This window comes from Sphingomonas sp. CFBP 13603, assembly GCF_014892665.1.
Lineage (GTDB): Bacteria > Pseudomonadota > Alphaproteobacteria > Sphingomonadales > Sphingomonadaceae > Sphingomonas.
In genome coordinates this window covers 89,516-104,185 of sequence record NZ_JADBIA010000014.1, presented here as the reverse complement: position 1 = coordinate 104,185, position 14,670 = coordinate 89,516, and the positions used below count along the sequence as shown (strand labels likewise).

The following is a 14,670-nucleotide window of genomic DNA, read 5'->3' as shown; positions in this document are numbered from 1 at the left end:
GCGGTTGGCACAGCGAACGCGTTCACCGGCTTCCCGGCAAAACCTATCATGTCGATGCCGCGCACATTCACCGGGTCGTCGAACTGCCGACGGGTGAATGCTGGACACTTGTTCGTGCAGGTCCCCACACGCGAGAAACCCGGTTCTGGCGTTTTGGGGACGCGGTTCAGTCCCGGGCCTGGCATGAGCGCCGATGGACGCGCTTAGGATAAGCCATCATGGCAAGCGCCAGCCCATCGCGACGTTCAAGACGGCGTTGGCCGGGGAAGGGCATCGAGCGCTGCGGATACCTGCAGGCGCAGACCGTCGTCCCGGGTGATTTCCAGCATGGCGCTGAGGCTGCTGCGAGCGCCGGCAACATCTCCTGCGACCAGCTGAAGTCTGGCTCGCTCCCACCAACCATGGGCATGCGTAGGCGCCACGATCGTCATGCGATCATACAAGACCAGCGCGCGCGCAGAATCACCAGCCTGGTCGGCACGAGTCGCTTGGTTGAGCAACAGGCGGACGAGCGCCGACCGGTTCGACAGGGGAAGCATCCCGTCGGAGAACCGGGCCTGGCCCGTCATCTGCTCCAGCAAGGCTTTCACCTGTTCAGGGGCAACGATGCGACCATCGTTGAAGGGATCGATGATCAGCGCAGCCGTTGCGTCGCCAAGGCGGACCAGGACGTGGCCGGGGGTATTGAGCGGCATTGCCGACCATCCCAGGCGGCGAGCCATCGCCACATAGATAATCGAGAGACTGATCGGCAGGCCAAGCCGACGATCGACAACCGCGATCAGGTCCGCATTCTGCGGATCGTCATAGTGTACGCGGTCGCCAGAGAACCCGAATTCTTCCACCATCACGCTGCTTAGGGCCTGGGCCTGAGCAACGCTGCCCACTGCGTCGCCGTCAGCAGCGCGCAGGGCTATTTCTATGTCGGTAAGCTCGTCGAGATATTCGTCGAGATCGACGCCGGGGTGATCGAGCGCTGCGAGTTCGAGGGCGGCCAGATCGAGCTCGATCTCTGTGTCTTCCATCAGCCCGAGATGAAGAATGCTATTGGTCATGAGCCGTTAGATGGGAGGCTGCTTCAATCGTTTCTATGGCGACACCAAAATACGGCACGCCTGGTCCATAACCGGTTTACGATACGGGAGCCCCGTTGTGCGGCACAGCCGGTCCGCCCCGTCTCTTGCCAAAAGAGAACCGGCGTCCGCGGTAGTATTCAGGCTTTGCCGCGCTCACCGTTGAGCTTGCCCGCGGCAGCATCAAGCTTCTCACGATCGTTGCCGACGTCGGCGATCAGGTCGCGCGCCTGCTGTGCGGTCAACCCGTGCTTCTCGGCGAAATACTCGACCTCATACGTCTCGCTACCCGAAACACGGTTGCGATCACGCCCATCGGTTTTGCTTTTGTCATCGGCCATTGTGGTTCTCCATCCAGTTGGACATGAACGCACCGCCCCGTGACCGTGTGCGTCCCAATGGCATGATGGCGATTAAGGTGTGCCACGTGGCACACCTTCCTAGATTGCTCGCATTCGCGCGACGCACGAGCATTGCATCTGTCCAATACTCTCGCCAACGACGGCAATCTGTTCGAAGCCAGCCGTGCGGCGGGGGCTACGCTGACGATCGGGAACTGCTTAGCCGCGAGAGGTTATAACCGATTCCGGCAAAGCGCGCTCTATCGCGGGACTGTGCAACCGACCGCATTGCCGGTTGGCTCATGCTCGGCATCGTAGCGCGATGGGTGAGCCAAACAGTGACTTCGAACAGGCGGCACAGATCGTCAAGGCGTTCTCGGAAAGCGAGACCGACGAACGCATTCTCGAACTGCTCACGCGGATCGCAGCCGCGATCCGCGATCCGCGATCAAGCAATAGACAACTAAGGCAGCGACCATGTGTAATCGCGCTCGCATGCTCGGTGAACCCGAAACCCATTGGGAGTCTGCCGCAAAGATCTTCAGCGAGCGACCGCGCGACAACCGGTTCGACCCGCGTGAGCTTCGCCCCAAGAGCCGAAATTATGTGGTGCGGGAACAGGACGGCGAGCGTGCCTGGGATGTGATGTCGTGGGACGTGCTAGGCGGAAAGGCCCCATGGCCGATGACCAACGTCCGTAACCTGGCCCTTCCACAGTGGCGCAAACTCGCGGAAAGGCCGGAAAACCGGTGCCTCGTGCCGTTGACCGAGATCTGCGAATTTACGCCCGACAAGCATGATCTGGGTGACGGCAAACCCCCGCTCAAAGGCGAAACGTGGCTCGGCGTGGACGATCAGCCGTGTTCGCAGCCGCCGGGTTTTGGCCGCATACCGCAGAAGGGAACGGGTTCACGATGGTAACGTGCGATCCCAACCCGCTGGTAGCGCCGATCCACCCGAAAGCCATAATCACGATCCTGGATCCTGCCGACATCGATGCCTGGCTGCGGGGAACCCACGACGATATCGTTGGTCTGCAGAAAACCCTATGACCCTGCCAAGATGACCGTCCGGGGGCCTGTCTTCCCGACCCGCAGCAAGGAGCGGTAGATGCCGGCTATCCTCAGCATTCGAGGACGACTGCGCCGAACGAATCCATTGTGTCCGCTACGCGTTGTGCGACCGTAACAGGGAGCCAAGACGATGACGCAGGATGACGAACGGTGGATGCGCGAAGCGATCGCGATCGCCCGGTCGAAGGGATCCGATCCCTCGACCTCGCCGCTGGGGTGCGTGATCGTACTCGATGGCAAGATTATCGCGGGCGAGCGCAACCAGACGAAGGAATTGCCGGACGCGACCGCGCATGCCGAGATGATGGCGATCCGGCGGGCGTGTGAAAACACCGGGGAATTGGAACTGCGCGGTGCGACGCTCTACTCTACGCTGCAGCCCTGCGGCATGTGCACGATGGCATCGATCTGGTCGAAGGTCGGCCGCGTCGTTTACGGGGCGGGCCGCGACGATGTCCACGAAATGTATTTCGAAGCGCAGCACGTCGACACGCTGACGTTCATCGGCGACGCCTACCGCGATGACATCGTCATCGAGGGAGGGTGCCTTCGCGACGACTGCGCCAAGCTCTATTATGGTCCGGACGCAGAGCTGCCGGTCGACAAGCAGGCAAATCTATAGCGCGCTGCGGCTGCGCGAAACCGAACGAAACTTACCCCAGAGTCGGCGCGTTGCGGCGGTGCCGAAGCAGTTTGCTTCGCGGTTATCCGCTCAGCGAGGACACTATCATGGGCCTGTTTTCCAAAGACATCGTGACGTTCGACGACCTGTTCCTGCATCAGCTGCAGGACGTTTATTACGCGGAAAACCAGATCACCAAGGCCTTGCCGAAGATGGCCGACAAGGCAACCGCGCCAGCGCTGAAGCAGGGTTTCGAAACCCATCTGCGTGAGACGGAAGGGCAGATCACGCGCCTCGAGAGCATCTTCGACCTGCTCGGCGAGAAGGCAAAGGCAGTGACCTGCCCGGCGATCGACGGCATCATCAAGGAAGCCAACGAAGTCGCCGGCGAGATCGAGGACAAGGCCGTGCTCGATGCCGCGCTGATCGCGTCGGCACAGGCTGTCGAGCATTACGAGATCACGCGGTACGGCACGTTAATCGCTTGGGCGAACCAGCTCGGCCGCGCCGATATCGCAGCGATCCTGAAAGAGACGCTCGACGAGGAATATGCGACCGACGACAAGCTGACGGCGATGGCAACGTCGAGCGTAAACGCCAAGGCGGAAGCGGTCACCGCATAAGCATTTCGGTGTCGGGGGGCCGATGCCCCCCGACCACTTTTCAGCTTCCATGAAAGGCACATTCGATGGCCGATGATATCGCATTCACGCTTCCCGAAGCCTTGCGTGCCCAAAAGCATATGCGCGATGCGCTAGGCCTGGGCGAAGAACGGTTCCCGGTGCCCGCCTTCATCAACATGGTGAGCGACGAGATCGAGCAGCTGCGCGACGCCGGCAGGACCGATGGCGAAATCGCCATGCTCGTCGAAGAATCGAGCGGTCATGCGCTCACCGAAGCGGATATCGCGCGCTACTATACGTCAGCCGAAGACCGGCACTCCAACGAGCATTAAAACCGTCTCTACCAGGTCAGCGGTTGCGCCCCTTGTCGGGGGCAGGGGGCACGGATTTACTCTCCTGAGCGTGACTGCCGACGTCCGCGTCGAGCGTCGAACCGGTTCTGATACTGTCTGCGATACGCTGGCGCGCAGCTTCCCCTTGTGCGGTAACGCTGAGCGCGCTGTCGCCACGGTCCCGCGCTAACTGCATTGCCGCATCGACGATCGTCTGTGCGGGTGCGAGGCGCGGATCGGCAAGATTTTTCTCGGGCGCGTTCTTGAGGAACAGGGCGGCAAGCCGCTCCTGCCCGGGGGAATGGCCCTGCGGCAAGATCGGTCGTTCGAGTAAGCGTACCGCGCGCTGCAGTTGCGAGGACTGCTGGGCGTTGATCTGGACGCCAAGCGCAGCGCCGATCTCGCGGACACGCTCGAGCGGCGTCTGCTTGGGACCGATGACGGCATCGACCTGCCGTATCCCGAGATAGGTCAAAAGGTGCGACTGATACACCGGGCCTTTGGGATGCCGGACATAGGCTAGCTCGGTGCGCGCATGCGCTATCGCTGCCGATGACGACGTGATCGCTGCTCGGCTGATAATAGGGTTGCGAACCGTGATGCTTGAGCGTGACAGCGACGCGACCAAAGAGCGTGTCCAGTTCTGCGTCCCGCTCGTCGGGATTGGTGGCAGCGATGATCGCTGCCGGGTCTAAATATTTCGCGCCGATGCCGTCGATCTGCTCGGCATTGAAGACCGTGTAGCGCTTGAGAAACGCGACCTGCTTTTTACCGTCCTCGCCCTGCTCTCGCCCCGGATCGGCCTTCTCATCGCGAACCTCGATCTTGTTGGCATAGAACACGATTGAACCGGCACGCACCGTCTACACCGTGGGGACCACGTCGCTGAGCCGGCAGGGCGTCAACGGGATCTATCGACGGGTGGCGCTCAGCGCCTTCGATCAAGGGCTGGTCGAGATGCCAATTGCGAGGTTGAGGAGGCTGCAAGGGCGCTATCGAGCCACTCGCTGCGGGTAGAGCTGACGCAGGATCTGTTTGCGGCCGGGGAGGACGGCGTTGGCATTGCACAGGCGCTGCGATGGTCTTCGCCGTCGACCGCGTTGCGCTACGGGCGCAAGCTCACCGCCAGAAGCAATGTTGCCGCACGCGTGTTGTCAAAGATCAGAGGCTGATAACCGCCTTACTCGGTGGTCCTTATGGCACGGACAGCGGTCCCGGCAGCTGCCGAGGGAACCAAGTCAGAAGGGCGTCCGACAGCGCCGTAGCGACAACAGAGGGGGCGCCCTTTCGTGTGCCGCTTGGGCGCACCGTGGTCGCCTGTCCTGTCCACACGACGTGACTATCGCGGCGCAGCGACACGGTTACCTTGAGACGGGTCACGATCAGGCCGTGCAACTGTTCCTTCCCCAAGGGCAAAGTCAGCGACATGCCCCCAAGTCCGGCCGCCATGCCCGGCCGATCCGATTGGTCGTTGCGCGACTGGACAACGCCGCGCTGGGTCTGCGACACCTCAACCTTGGCAAGGTAAAGGCTGTGGTTCGCGTCGGGCAGGGGCAGGAAAGGCGTTCGAAGGAGGGTTCGCTGAACGGCGTCCATGAACGTTTTCGTGATAGCGGGAGACGTGGGCGAGCTATCGGCAGCAACGATCGCTATCGTGCCAGGCTTCACGACGGAATCAGCAACTGGCGATTGCACTAGCGCTGCGGCCGCGGCGAAAAGGAGAACGTACATCTGACAGGCGCCGATCAATTACTGGGGCGAGGGGTGCTAACGGCATCGCGTCGACCCTCCGCGTTGGAGGTGGTGATGAACCGTGATCGAATGCCGGTCGTGATCGCGACCTGCCGTTCCGACAGCCCTCTACTCGAGCTTCTCGGCGTGTCGATCAGCCCATTCCTTCCCCTCATCGCCTCCCCATAGGAGCCAAGCGATGTAGCCCGCGGACGGATCAGTGTCCGATCCCCACTCATGCGTTTTCCCGTCTTTGTCGACCTTGTGACGCGCAAAGTAGCTGTGCATGGACTTTACATCGTCAGCGGTCACATCGTCCTGCGCTGCTAGTTGCCCGGCACGACGAACCCCAACGTCCGTACCGCCTCGACCTAAATCGTCGCGCAACTTTAGCCCCTTCTTCGCGTTGGCGGCCATTTTTGCAGTTGGTTTGAACGTATCGGGCATCATGCTCTCCCTGTGGCAATGTTCAAAACGCCTAGTTTTTGGAACATATCCGTGAGGGTGGATCTGCTAAATTTCCGTCTGCTCCCTCCAGGTAATGCTGGATGATTGGCGCATGGAAGGGCAACCGGGTTTGTTGGCATCGTCTCCGCGCAGCGAACAATCGGCAATAATGGACGGGATGGTTACGAGAGGCGGCAGATAGGGGATTTATGATACCGCTTTGCTGATGGGATCGACACTGCTGGCACGATTGCGAACTCGTCCAGCACATCATGGCCGCCGAGGCGGAGATGGGGCGCGATCTCGTGCGTGAACGAACAATTGAAGTCTTGACCGTTGCACGTTGGAAGGGGGGGCGGTGGCCATAAGATCGTGATGGCGCCTGAGCGAATTCAAGTTGCCCGACAGTTTTTGGCCTCAGGAATTAGGGCGCGGGGACATTGCGCCCGCGATTGGCGTGTCGATCGCTACGCTATATCGGTACGTTCCGGCCTCAGAGCGGGAAAGCCATTGGCGTATAGGCAAGCGCGCACGTAGCGCAAAATGTGTTCAATAACGTCTGAACTACCGAGGGACGTGGCTAGCGCTCAGAGTTGCACGACGTTGAAACCTAGGACCCCGATCGATACTGTCTCGGACTGCACACCTTCTACCGCCAGCATGCCGGCGCGATAGCCGGCCGACCAACGCTGTTCGACCGTAGGCCCTGAAAAATCCAGCGCTTTACCTGCGACTTCTTCATCCTGCTCGGAGTAGGCGAGGCGAACAAGCGACAGCGTAATGCCCTCACGCCCGGTATAGGCGGCCTTCCAACGGGCTATCGATCGGCGAGTCTGAGCGGCAAAGATCAGATCCTGCATACGACTGGCTGTTTCGCCTAACGTCGAGGGCTTGGTGCCGTTAAGCGGCAACAAGTCAACCGCGATGCATAGCGTCGCACGGGGCGGTGGGTCGCTAAGAACGGGATCAAGTGGAAGGTTCGCTGACAGGCCGCCATCAACCAGCCAGCGACCGTCGATCTCCACAGGTGGGAAGGCGACCGGCAGCGCGGCGCTGGCGCGAATGTGATCAGAGCGTATTTGAATAGCGGCACTGTCGAACACGACGTCGTCGCCGGTTTCGAGGTCGACCGCCGTGGCGGTGTAGCGGCATGGCCCGGCGTTGAGGCGATCGAAGTCGACCAGCGTTTCCAGCGTCGTAGCGAGCTGATTGGTTTCGAAGATCGACGGCTGGTTGTCGCTCCAAGGCGTCAAGGCGGATAGCATGGGTCCGAAGATACCGGGCCGACCCAGCGTTGCGGCCCAGCCTACCGCGCTCGTCCGTCGGCTGGTTTCGAGTGCACTCAGCCACGGGGGCGTCATGGCACCGGACGGGGCGGGTCGCCAGAACGTCCGCAATGTCTCTATCCGGCGATCAGGAGCGGACCCGGCGATCAGTGCTCCATTGATGGCACCGATCGATGCGCCGATGATCCAGTCGGGTTGAAGGCCGTGCTCGTGCAGCGCTTCGTAGACCCCGGCTTCGAACGCACCAAGCGCATTGCCGCCGCTGAGAACGAGAACGACATTGAAGGCACGGACAGTCTCCTCCTGATCGGGGGCTGGCGTCACTCACGGGTCTCCTTTGGCCGGCTAACCGCGATAGCGATACCGGCTCCAAGAACGCCGAGCACAAGAAAGGCCGGGTGAAGTTTCTGTGCCTGCAACACGGTGCTCGATTTGCGCGCGCGGACGTCCTGGCTTCCGCGCAACGCATCGACGCGCGGCGCATAGAGGTTGTCGCGGCGGGTCGGTTCGCCAGGATCTTCCGGCTTCTGCTGTGCGACCGTGCCGACCAGTTCCATGATCCTGTCGCTCAACCGCGGTGCGGCGCGCGAAAGGAGCGAGGACAACAGGCCCCCGCCACCTGCATACAGCGTTCGCCGCGGGGTCTCGCACGCGAACAGCACCGCGTCGGCGACGACTGAGGGCGCATAAAGTGGCGGTGGCAAGCGTGGTGGCTGGTCCATGAAGTTGCGCGCATGCTCTGGGAATGGCGTGTCGATCGCGCCGGGCTTGATCAGCGTAACCGAGATGCCGGCCTTCTCCTGCTCAAGCTCCATCCGCAGCGTATCGTTCAGCGCCTGGACTGCGTGCTTCGTCGCGCAATACGGCCCCTGCTCGACGATCGCGCGATCGCTGAGGATCGAACCGACGTTGATTATGGCCCCGCCGCGTCGGCGCAGATGCCGCGCGGCGACGAGCGATCCGTGCAGCACGCCAAAATAATTGACGTCGAAAACACGGCGGTGATCGGCGACGGGTACCTGCTCAAGCGTACCATACGTGCCCGTGCCGGCATTGTTGACCCAGCTGTCGAACCCACCGAACGCCTCGATCGCGACAGCGGCAATACGCTCGACTGCTGCCATGTCGCTTACGTCGGCAACGCAGATCGCGATGCGTCCGCCCTCGGCCGATAGGCGATCACGAAGTGCCTCCAGCGCTGCCTCGTTACGCGCGGTCGCAACGACGGCTGCACCACGTTGGACGGCCTCCTCGACGATAGCGAGGCCGTTACCGCTGGTTGCGCCGGTTACGACAATGATTTGGTCGCGCAGGGGTTTCAGTGTGATGGCCATGTCGTTCAGCGTCCCAGTGGTGAAGTTGAGTAGCCAGCGAGCAAGGCGGCTACGTCGTCATAGATCGCGATCGCGCCTGCCGCGTGCAGTTGGTCGTCCCTGAACTTGCCCGATCGCACCGCGACCGCCGATATCCCGCACTTGACCGCGGCCTCGATATCGTAGGGCGTGTCGCCGACCACGATCACCTCGGCGGGATCGGTTCCCGATAGCTTCTTCAGTGCGGTCGCGAAGATGTCTGGCGCGGGCTTGGTCTTCTCGACGTCGTCGCTGCTCGTTGTCGCAGCGATCAATGCGCGAGCGTCGAGCAGGTCGATATAGGCTTCCAGTTCTGCTTCGGAGGCCGACGATGCCAGTACGACCTGCTGCCCGAGGCCATGCGCGTGCGCCAACAGGTCGTGTGCCTGCGCGAACGGCTTGGCAGTCTCCAGGTACTTTGCCTTGAAGATCGCACCGTGCGTGTCGCCGAGCTTTTCCTGCTGAGCCTCGTCCGCGTCGGGCAGCAGCGTCGGAACCAGCATGTCGGTCCCCTTGCCGATCTGGTCGTGGATCATCTGTCGGTCGAATGACGCGCCGACGGTGGCGAACGCCTCCTCCCACGCCAGGACGTGCATGTCGTTGGTGTCGACCAGCGTACCGTCGATGTCGAAGAGAATGGCTTTGATTTGCATACTGTTTCCCCGGAACTGATCTCGTGCATACGCGTCCAAGCACTCACGTGCCGAAAAAGCCGCGATATTTGAGCGATTTTCGCGATGTGCGACAGGGGCCTAACGGTCCATCGTTCGGTTCGGGGCCGCATGCGACCAAATCTACCTTGCGACGAACTTGCAAACGGCGACCATTCGCAGAAATGGGCGGACAACCTGACGTAAAAACTCCGGAAGCGTAACGCCCATTACAAACGGACAAATCGGTAAGTCTCTGCGATATTGTGCATTATGGCCCCCGTGCAGGAAGTCACACTTGAGCCGTGAATTAACAGGCATCAATACAAAATATAAGCGCTTCGGGATCGTGCTCACGCAGGAACGATGTTGTTCCATGGATCGCTATGCTCTCACAAACAACGCAAGTTTAGGCCGAGGCAGTCAGGGAATATGATCGCTCCAAACAGCTTAGCAGTTTCATCAAGCACATGCCGAGGCCTGACCGTCCCTACCTGGTCTGATCCGATTGATCGATGGGTTGGGGATTCCGTCACATTCAAAAGGACATACTGATGAGTGACAAGGTTCAGACACCCGTTCCCGGCAACCCTGCGAGCAAGGGCGCCCCGGACGGCGTATCGGACTCGCCGCGCGGCAACGGTGGCGCCGAGGTCCACGGTCGCAGCGAGGGAGGCGAAAGTGGCGGTGGGGCCTATCCCAACCCGCATGCCGGCAAGACCGAGACGAACACAGGCTTTATGGCGCACGGTGGCCAGACTAACATTGCCTATCACGGCGGTGGGCAGGCGGGCGAAGACGGTGGAAATGCCGGTAACGGTGTTGCAGGCTCGGGCGGCGGTGACGGCACGACTATCGCTGCGGACCCTGATGCGGACCGCGTACCCCATGAAATCGCAGCCGAAGGTAGCAAGATCAACGTCGTCGAGACGTCGGGCATCGCCGAAGCCGAGGCTAGTGGGAAGATCGGTACCGATGCCGATTACGAGGAAGAGCAGAAGCAGCCCGGCGCCGGCTGAGGTTGGCCTATCGCTCACCGCCATTGCTTCTTCTTCGAACTAACATGCGTGCCTTCCTGCGACGAAGTCTCGTTCCCCCTGGATAGACCCGTCATGATCGCTGCATTGCCCGACCCCTACATCCTCATGCTCACCGGCTTCGGCCTGCTTACCGCGCTGGTCGTCTGGTTACCGCTGGCGCTTCGTAAGCTACCGCTATCGTTGCCGATCGTCTGTATCGCGCTTGGCGCTGCGTTGTTCTCGTTGCCGCAGGTCACGCTCAGGCCGCTGCCGCTTCTTTACCCTGAGATCACCGAACGCTTCACCGAGTTCGTCGTGATCATCGCGCTGATGGGGGCCGGCCTGAAGATCGACCGGATGTTCAGGTGGCGGGACTGGGCGGTTACCTGGCGGCTGTTGGCGATCACGATGCCGCTGGGCATTCTCGCTATCACGGCGGTGACGGCATGGGGAATGGGACTGCCATGGGCGATCGCTCTGCTGCTTGCTGCCAGCCTGGCACCAACGGATCCTGTTCTGGCGGCGGACATTCAGGTCGGGCCGCCCAAGAGCGAAGACGAAGACGAGGTACGGTTTGGGCTGACGTCCGAAGCCGGCCTCAATGATGGCTTCGCGTTTCCGTTCGTCCATCTTGCTATCATGCTGGCAGCCGCAACCGCAGCCGGGAGCAGCAAGCCGTGGCTGGGTGAGTGGCTGACGTACCGCGTCTTATGGGAAGTCGGCGCCGGCGTCGGCGCTGGCTGGCTGATTGGCCGCGCCTTTGGCTGGCTGACCTTCCATGTACCCGCGCAGACCAAGCTTGCGCAGACCGGTGACGGCCTGATTGCGCTTGCTGCGACGTGCATCTCCTACGGCGTTACGGAGATCATCCACTGCTACGGTTTCCTGGCCGTGTTCGTCACGGCACTGACATTTAGAGGGACGCACCGAACGCACGACTTTCATCACGACATGCACGATGTCACCGAGCAGATCGAACGGCTCGCAATGATGGTGTTGCTGCTGCTGTTTGGCGGCGCGTTGGTCAGCGGGCTCCTGAATTCGGTATCGTTGACGGACGCGCTAATTGCGCTGGTGATCCTGCTGATCATTCGCCCAATTACCGGCCTGATCGGCTTGGCCAGCCACCGGGCTGACCGCTCGGAAAAACTGACGCTCGCCTTCTTCGGCATCCGCGGCGTTGGATCGATCTATTACCTGGCCTATGGTTTGAACCACATTCACGTCGATGCGGCCGAACGCCTGTGGGGCCTTCTCGGTCTGGTCGTGCTGTTTTCGATCGTTCTGCACGGCTTCACCGTGACGCCAATCATGCGTTTGCTCGATCAGCAACACGGCCGGGATCCGGACAAGGATGCGCCGCCCGCCGTGGGGGCTTGAAGCAACTCCGTATCAGGGACCGTATCAAACTGGCGTGTAGCGTAAGAACGGTGATCGCAGGTCACATGCGGGAGTCGCGTAGACGGACAAAGGGCGATCGAGACGGACCGACCAAATCATACATAGTCAGTTGATCCCACGACATATTTTCTATGCCGTTTTTCTCTAAACGGGGAATGATGTTGTGTCCCAGCGTCGAACGTGAGCGTTATCAAGCCAACAGTAATCGCCATTGCAGCAGCCGGGGGTCCAGAGATGTTGGAAAATGATCGTTCGGCTTCCCTGACGGCCGCAATGTTGGAGTTTCGCCGCTCTCGGTTCAATGTACTGCCTGCAGAGTTGTTCTCCGAGCCTGAATGGGACCTGTTACTCGAACTGTATGTCGCAAATGCCGAGGGACGTCGCCTTACGGCCAGGCAGGTCTGCGAGCGGTCCAAGATTCCGCCAGTCGTAATGTGGCGATGGCTTCAACACTTGTCTCAGGCGGGGTTCGTGATCGGTGACGGTACTGGAGATATTGATGATATCCTCACTTTGTCCGCGGCGATGCTGGCAAGAATGGAAGAGTTGATGGACCATGCCGGAAAGCTGCAACTCGCTGTAAGCTGAAGATGGTCGCAGCAAAGCGCCTTTACCTTTAAGCGGCGTTACGGCCCTCAAGGCGAGCCCGAAGGCACTTGAGCGCCGTCGCGACATGCGCAGCAACCAAAGGCTCCTGATGCCGATCCAGCATTTCTAACAGGCCTGATAACTGGGCCTGGGCTTCGATCCACCCGCAAGGCGGTGGTGGTGACCCAACTCGCGAAGCGCAGCTCAGATCTTTGAACGATGGCCCCAAGGAGCCGCATACCAATCCGAACTGATCATCCTGGGATCACTTTCAAAGAACATCGCGCGGTCTCGGGGGACACCCCGGCGCTTCCGAGACGTTGAGTGTCTATGCATGATGATAGGAAAGTTCGGCTGACGCGACCGCGTTGTCTTCCCGTAAGTGTAGAGGCAGCCGCCTTGAGCATCGTCCGATGAGCGCTGATCGTAACCTGGCCGGGCGCCGCGTGGTAATCACCGGTGCATCGAGCGGTATCGGCGCGGCAACGGCGATGGCTTTCGCAAAAGCGGGAGCGCGGCTTGTCCTAGGGTCTCGCGGCAAGGACGGGCTGGACGACGTCGCGCAGCGCTGCGTCGAAGCTGGCGGCAGCGCAATCGTCCGACCGGTAGATTGCACCGACGCAGGCGCGGTGGCCGCATTCGCCGTTGAGGCGCGCGATCTGCTCGGTGGCATTGACCTGTGGTTCAGCTGTGAAGGCGTCGGTGTGCTTGGCCGGTACGAAGACGTCCCGATCGCAGATCACGCCCGTGTCGTCGATGCGAACCTCGTCGCCCACATGAACGACGTCCATGCCGTACTGCCGATCTTCCTCGCGCAGGATCACGGCACTTGGGTAAACATGATCTCAGCCGGCGGTTTTGTCGCTACGCCTTATGCCGCGGCGTATTCAGCGAGCAAGTTCGGGTTGCGCGGATTCAGTTCCGCATTGCGCGGTGAGGTGTCGAAGCGCCCGCATATCCACATATGCGACGTCTGCCCGACCTTCGTCGATACGCCCGGCGTGGACCATGCTGGTAACTATACCGGCGTCCGGCTTTCGCTTCCCCCCGGTTCGCTCGCACCGGAGACGGTGGCGAAGGCAGTCGTGCGGCTTGCCACGCACCCTCGTAACCTTACCGCCGTCGGCGCACCGGCAATCGCATTCAAACTTGGCGAGTTCGCGGCGCCGAACCTGCTGGCGGCGATCATGAGCGGTTTCCTCGACACCTGGTCAGCCCGCGCGCCCAACGGCGACGACAGCGATGGGGTATTGTTCGAACCTGGCGTCCCCGCCGGTCCGGATGGTGGCCGACGCGATCCCCACCGGGGGCGCAAGCTGGCAGCCGCGGCTGGCGGCATGGCCGTTCTCGGCCTTGCGGGGGTCGGTGTCTGGCTCGGCCGTCGCCGATGATTGAGGACGATCGCTATCTCGCGGTGCGCCCCTGGATACGGTTCCCACCGGACGCTGTGGGCGAGGATACTGGGGGCTTGGCATTGCAGGGGCTTACCGCATGACTGAAGCGATCGAATTGGGACTGCCGGCGCGAGCGTTCGACCGTCAGGATGATGGCGACGACCGTGGCTTCTACGCACCCCCGCGTTTAGTCACGCACATTGACGAGGCAGCTGTCGGCGCACTGACCAGCCTGTACCGCGATTCGATCCCCGCTGGCGGGCGGGTGCTCGACCTCATGTCGAGCTGGGTCAGCCACCTGCCGGACGACGTCGCCTATGCCGAAGTCGTCGGCCACGGCATGAACGCAGAGGAACTCGCGGCCAATCCGCGCCTCGATCGCTGGTTCGTCCAGAACCTGAACGATGTGCCTGACTTGTCCGAAGAGGACGCGCGCTACGATGCCGTACTGATCTGTGTCGGCGTTCAATATCTGCAACACCCCCTGGCGGTACTGCGCGAGGTTCGTCGTGTGCTGAAGCCGGGAGGCCGCGTCATCATAAGCTTCTCAAACCGCTGCTTCCCGACCAAGGCCGTGGCGGTCTGGCGCGCTCTCGACACGCAGGGCCACGCATCGCTTGTCCGCCATTATTTGGAAACAGCAGGGTTCCGCGATGCCACGGCTTCCCTACTCGCCGACGGTCGCCTGGGCGATCCATTGGTCGCGATAACCGGTCGCAGTTGACGCTGTCGGGATCA

At 61.4% G+C, this 14,670-nt stretch carries 16 protein-coding genes and 2 pseudogenes; 10 read left to right on the top strand and 8 right to left on the bottom strand.

What is annotated here, in order from left to right; translation table 11 throughout:
- Nucleotides 1–245: 245 nt before the first annotated feature.
- Entirely contained in the window at nt 246–1,055 is an 810-nt protein-coding gene (locus IFR23_RS17890) for a SirB1 family protein (RefSeq protein ID WP_192977025.1), read from the bottom strand.
- Nucleotides 1,056–1,213: 158 nt separating this feature from the next.
- Nucleotides 1,214–1,414, bottom strand: a complete 201-nt coding sequence (locus IFR23_RS17885; RefSeq protein ID WP_192239236.1) for a DUF3606 domain-containing protein — start codon at nt 1,412–1,414, stop codon at nt 1,214–1,216.
- A gap of 477 nt (nt 1,415–1,891) precedes the next feature.
- Between IFR23_RS17885 and IFR23_RS17880 the strand changes: the two are divergent.
- The 4 genes and pseudogenes from IFR23_RS17880 (at nt 1,892) to IFR23_RS17865 (ending at nt 4,064) form a co-directional block, all read left to right on the top strand.
- Nucleotides 1,892–2,524 (top strand): annotated as a pseudogene (locus IFR23_RS17880) (SOS response-associated peptidase family protein).
- 93 nt (nt 2,525–2,617) lie between these two features.
- A complete protein-coding gene (locus tag IFR23_RS17875) occupies nt 2,618–3,109 on the top strand; it encodes a nucleoside deaminase (RefSeq protein ID WP_132742080.1) in 492 nt (163 codons plus the stop codon).
- A 107-nt stretch (nt 3,110–3,216) separates the two neighbouring features.
- Nucleotides 3,217–3,732 (top strand): YciE/YciF ferroxidase family protein, encoded by a 516-nt coding sequence (locus IFR23_RS17870; protein ID WP_132742078.1) that lies wholly within the window; start codon nt 3,217–3,219, stop codon nt 3,730–3,732.
- A 65-nt stretch (nt 3,733–3,797) separates the two neighbouring features.
- Nucleotides 3,798–4,064: a hypothetical protein gene (locus IFR23_RS17865; RefSeq protein ID WP_192239239.1), complete on the top strand. Its 267-nt coding sequence runs from the start codon at nt 3,798–3,800 to the stop codon at nt 4,062–4,064.
- Between the two features lie 16 nt (nt 4,065–4,080).
- Here IFR23_RS17865 and IFR23_RS17860 read toward each other — a convergent pair whose 3' ends face one another.
- Entirely contained in the window at nt 4,081–4,557 is a 477-nt protein-coding gene (locus tag IFR23_RS17860) for a hypothetical protein (RefSeq protein ID WP_244655773.1), read from the bottom strand.
- 359 nt (nt 4,558–4,916) lie between these two features.
- On the opposite strand from IFR23_RS17860, the pseudogene IFR23_RS20350 reads away from it, so the two are divergent.
- Nucleotides 4,917–5,236: pseudogene (locus IFR23_RS20350) on the top strand (integrase); the annotation flags it as partial.
- A 22-nt stretch (nt 5,237–5,258) separates the two neighbouring features.
- On the opposite strand, the gene IFR23_RS17855 reads toward IFR23_RS20350, so the two are convergent.
- From IFR23_RS17855 to IFR23_RS17835, 5 genes are all read right to left on the bottom strand, one after another.
- Nucleotides 5,259–5,660, bottom strand: a complete 402-nt coding sequence (locus IFR23_RS17855) for a hypothetical protein (RefSeq protein WP_192977024.1) — start codon at nt 5,658–5,660, stop codon at nt 5,259–5,261.
- Nucleotides 5,661–5,924: 264 nt separating this feature from the next.
- Nucleotides 5,925–6,242: a hypothetical protein gene (locus IFR23_RS17850; protein WP_192977023.1), complete on the bottom strand. Its 318-nt coding sequence runs from the start codon at nt 6,240–6,242 to the stop codon at nt 5,925–5,927.
- A gap of 587 nt (nt 6,243–6,829) precedes the next feature.
- The gene (locus IFR23_RS20585; protein ID WP_192977022.1) at nt 6,830–7,852 is read right to left on the bottom strand and encodes a patatin-like phospholipase family protein; all 1,023 of its coding nucleotides are present in this window, start codon (nt 7,850–7,852) and stop codon (nt 6,830–6,832) included.
- A complete protein-coding gene (locus tag IFR23_RS17840; RefSeq protein WP_192977021.1) occupies nt 7,849–8,862 on the bottom strand; it encodes an SDR family oxidoreductase in 1,014 nt (337 codons plus the stop codon). The genes IFR23_RS20585 and IFR23_RS17840 overlap by 4 nt, the downstream gene beginning before the upstream one ends.
- Before the next feature lie 5 nt (nt 8,863–8,867).
- The gene (locus IFR23_RS17835; protein WP_192239245.1) at nt 8,868–9,533 is read right to left on the bottom strand and encodes an HAD family hydrolase; all 666 of its coding nucleotides are present in this window, start codon (nt 9,531–9,533) and stop codon (nt 8,868–8,870) included.
- A gap of 551 nt (nt 9,534–10,084) precedes the next feature.
- On the opposite strand from IFR23_RS17835, the gene IFR23_RS17830 reads away from it, so the two are divergent.
- From IFR23_RS17830 to IFR23_RS17810, 5 genes are all read left to right on the top strand, one after another.
- Nucleotides 10,085–10,549 carry a hypothetical protein gene (locus IFR23_RS17830; protein ID WP_192977020.1) on the top strand — a complete coding sequence of 155 codons (465 nt, stop codon included), beginning with the start codon at nt 10,085–10,087 and terminating at the stop codon, nt 10,547–10,549.
- A gap of 93 nt (nt 10,550–10,642) precedes the next feature.
- Entirely contained in the window at nt 10,643–11,929 is a 1,287-nt protein-coding gene (locus tag IFR23_RS17825; protein ID WP_244655772.1) for a cation:proton antiporter, read from the top strand.
- A gap of 201 nt (nt 11,930–12,130) precedes the next feature.
- The gene (locus IFR23_RS17820) at nt 12,131–12,538 is read left to right on the top strand and encodes a hypothetical protein (RefSeq protein WP_192977019.1); all 408 of its coding nucleotides are present in this window, start codon (nt 12,131–12,133) and stop codon (nt 12,536–12,538) included.
- A 413-nt stretch (nt 12,539–12,951) separates the two neighbouring features.
- Entirely contained in the window at nt 12,952–13,929 is a 978-nt protein-coding gene (locus IFR23_RS17815; RefSeq protein WP_192977018.1) for an SDR family oxidoreductase, read from the top strand.
- A gap of 100 nt (nt 13,930–14,029) precedes the next feature.
- On the top strand, nt 14,030–14,656 hold the full coding sequence (locus IFR23_RS17810; RefSeq protein WP_192239249.1) for a class I SAM-dependent methyltransferase: 627 nt from the start codon (nt 14,030–14,032) through the stop codon (nt 14,654–14,656).
- Nucleotides 14,657–14,670: the final 14 nt, after the last annotated feature.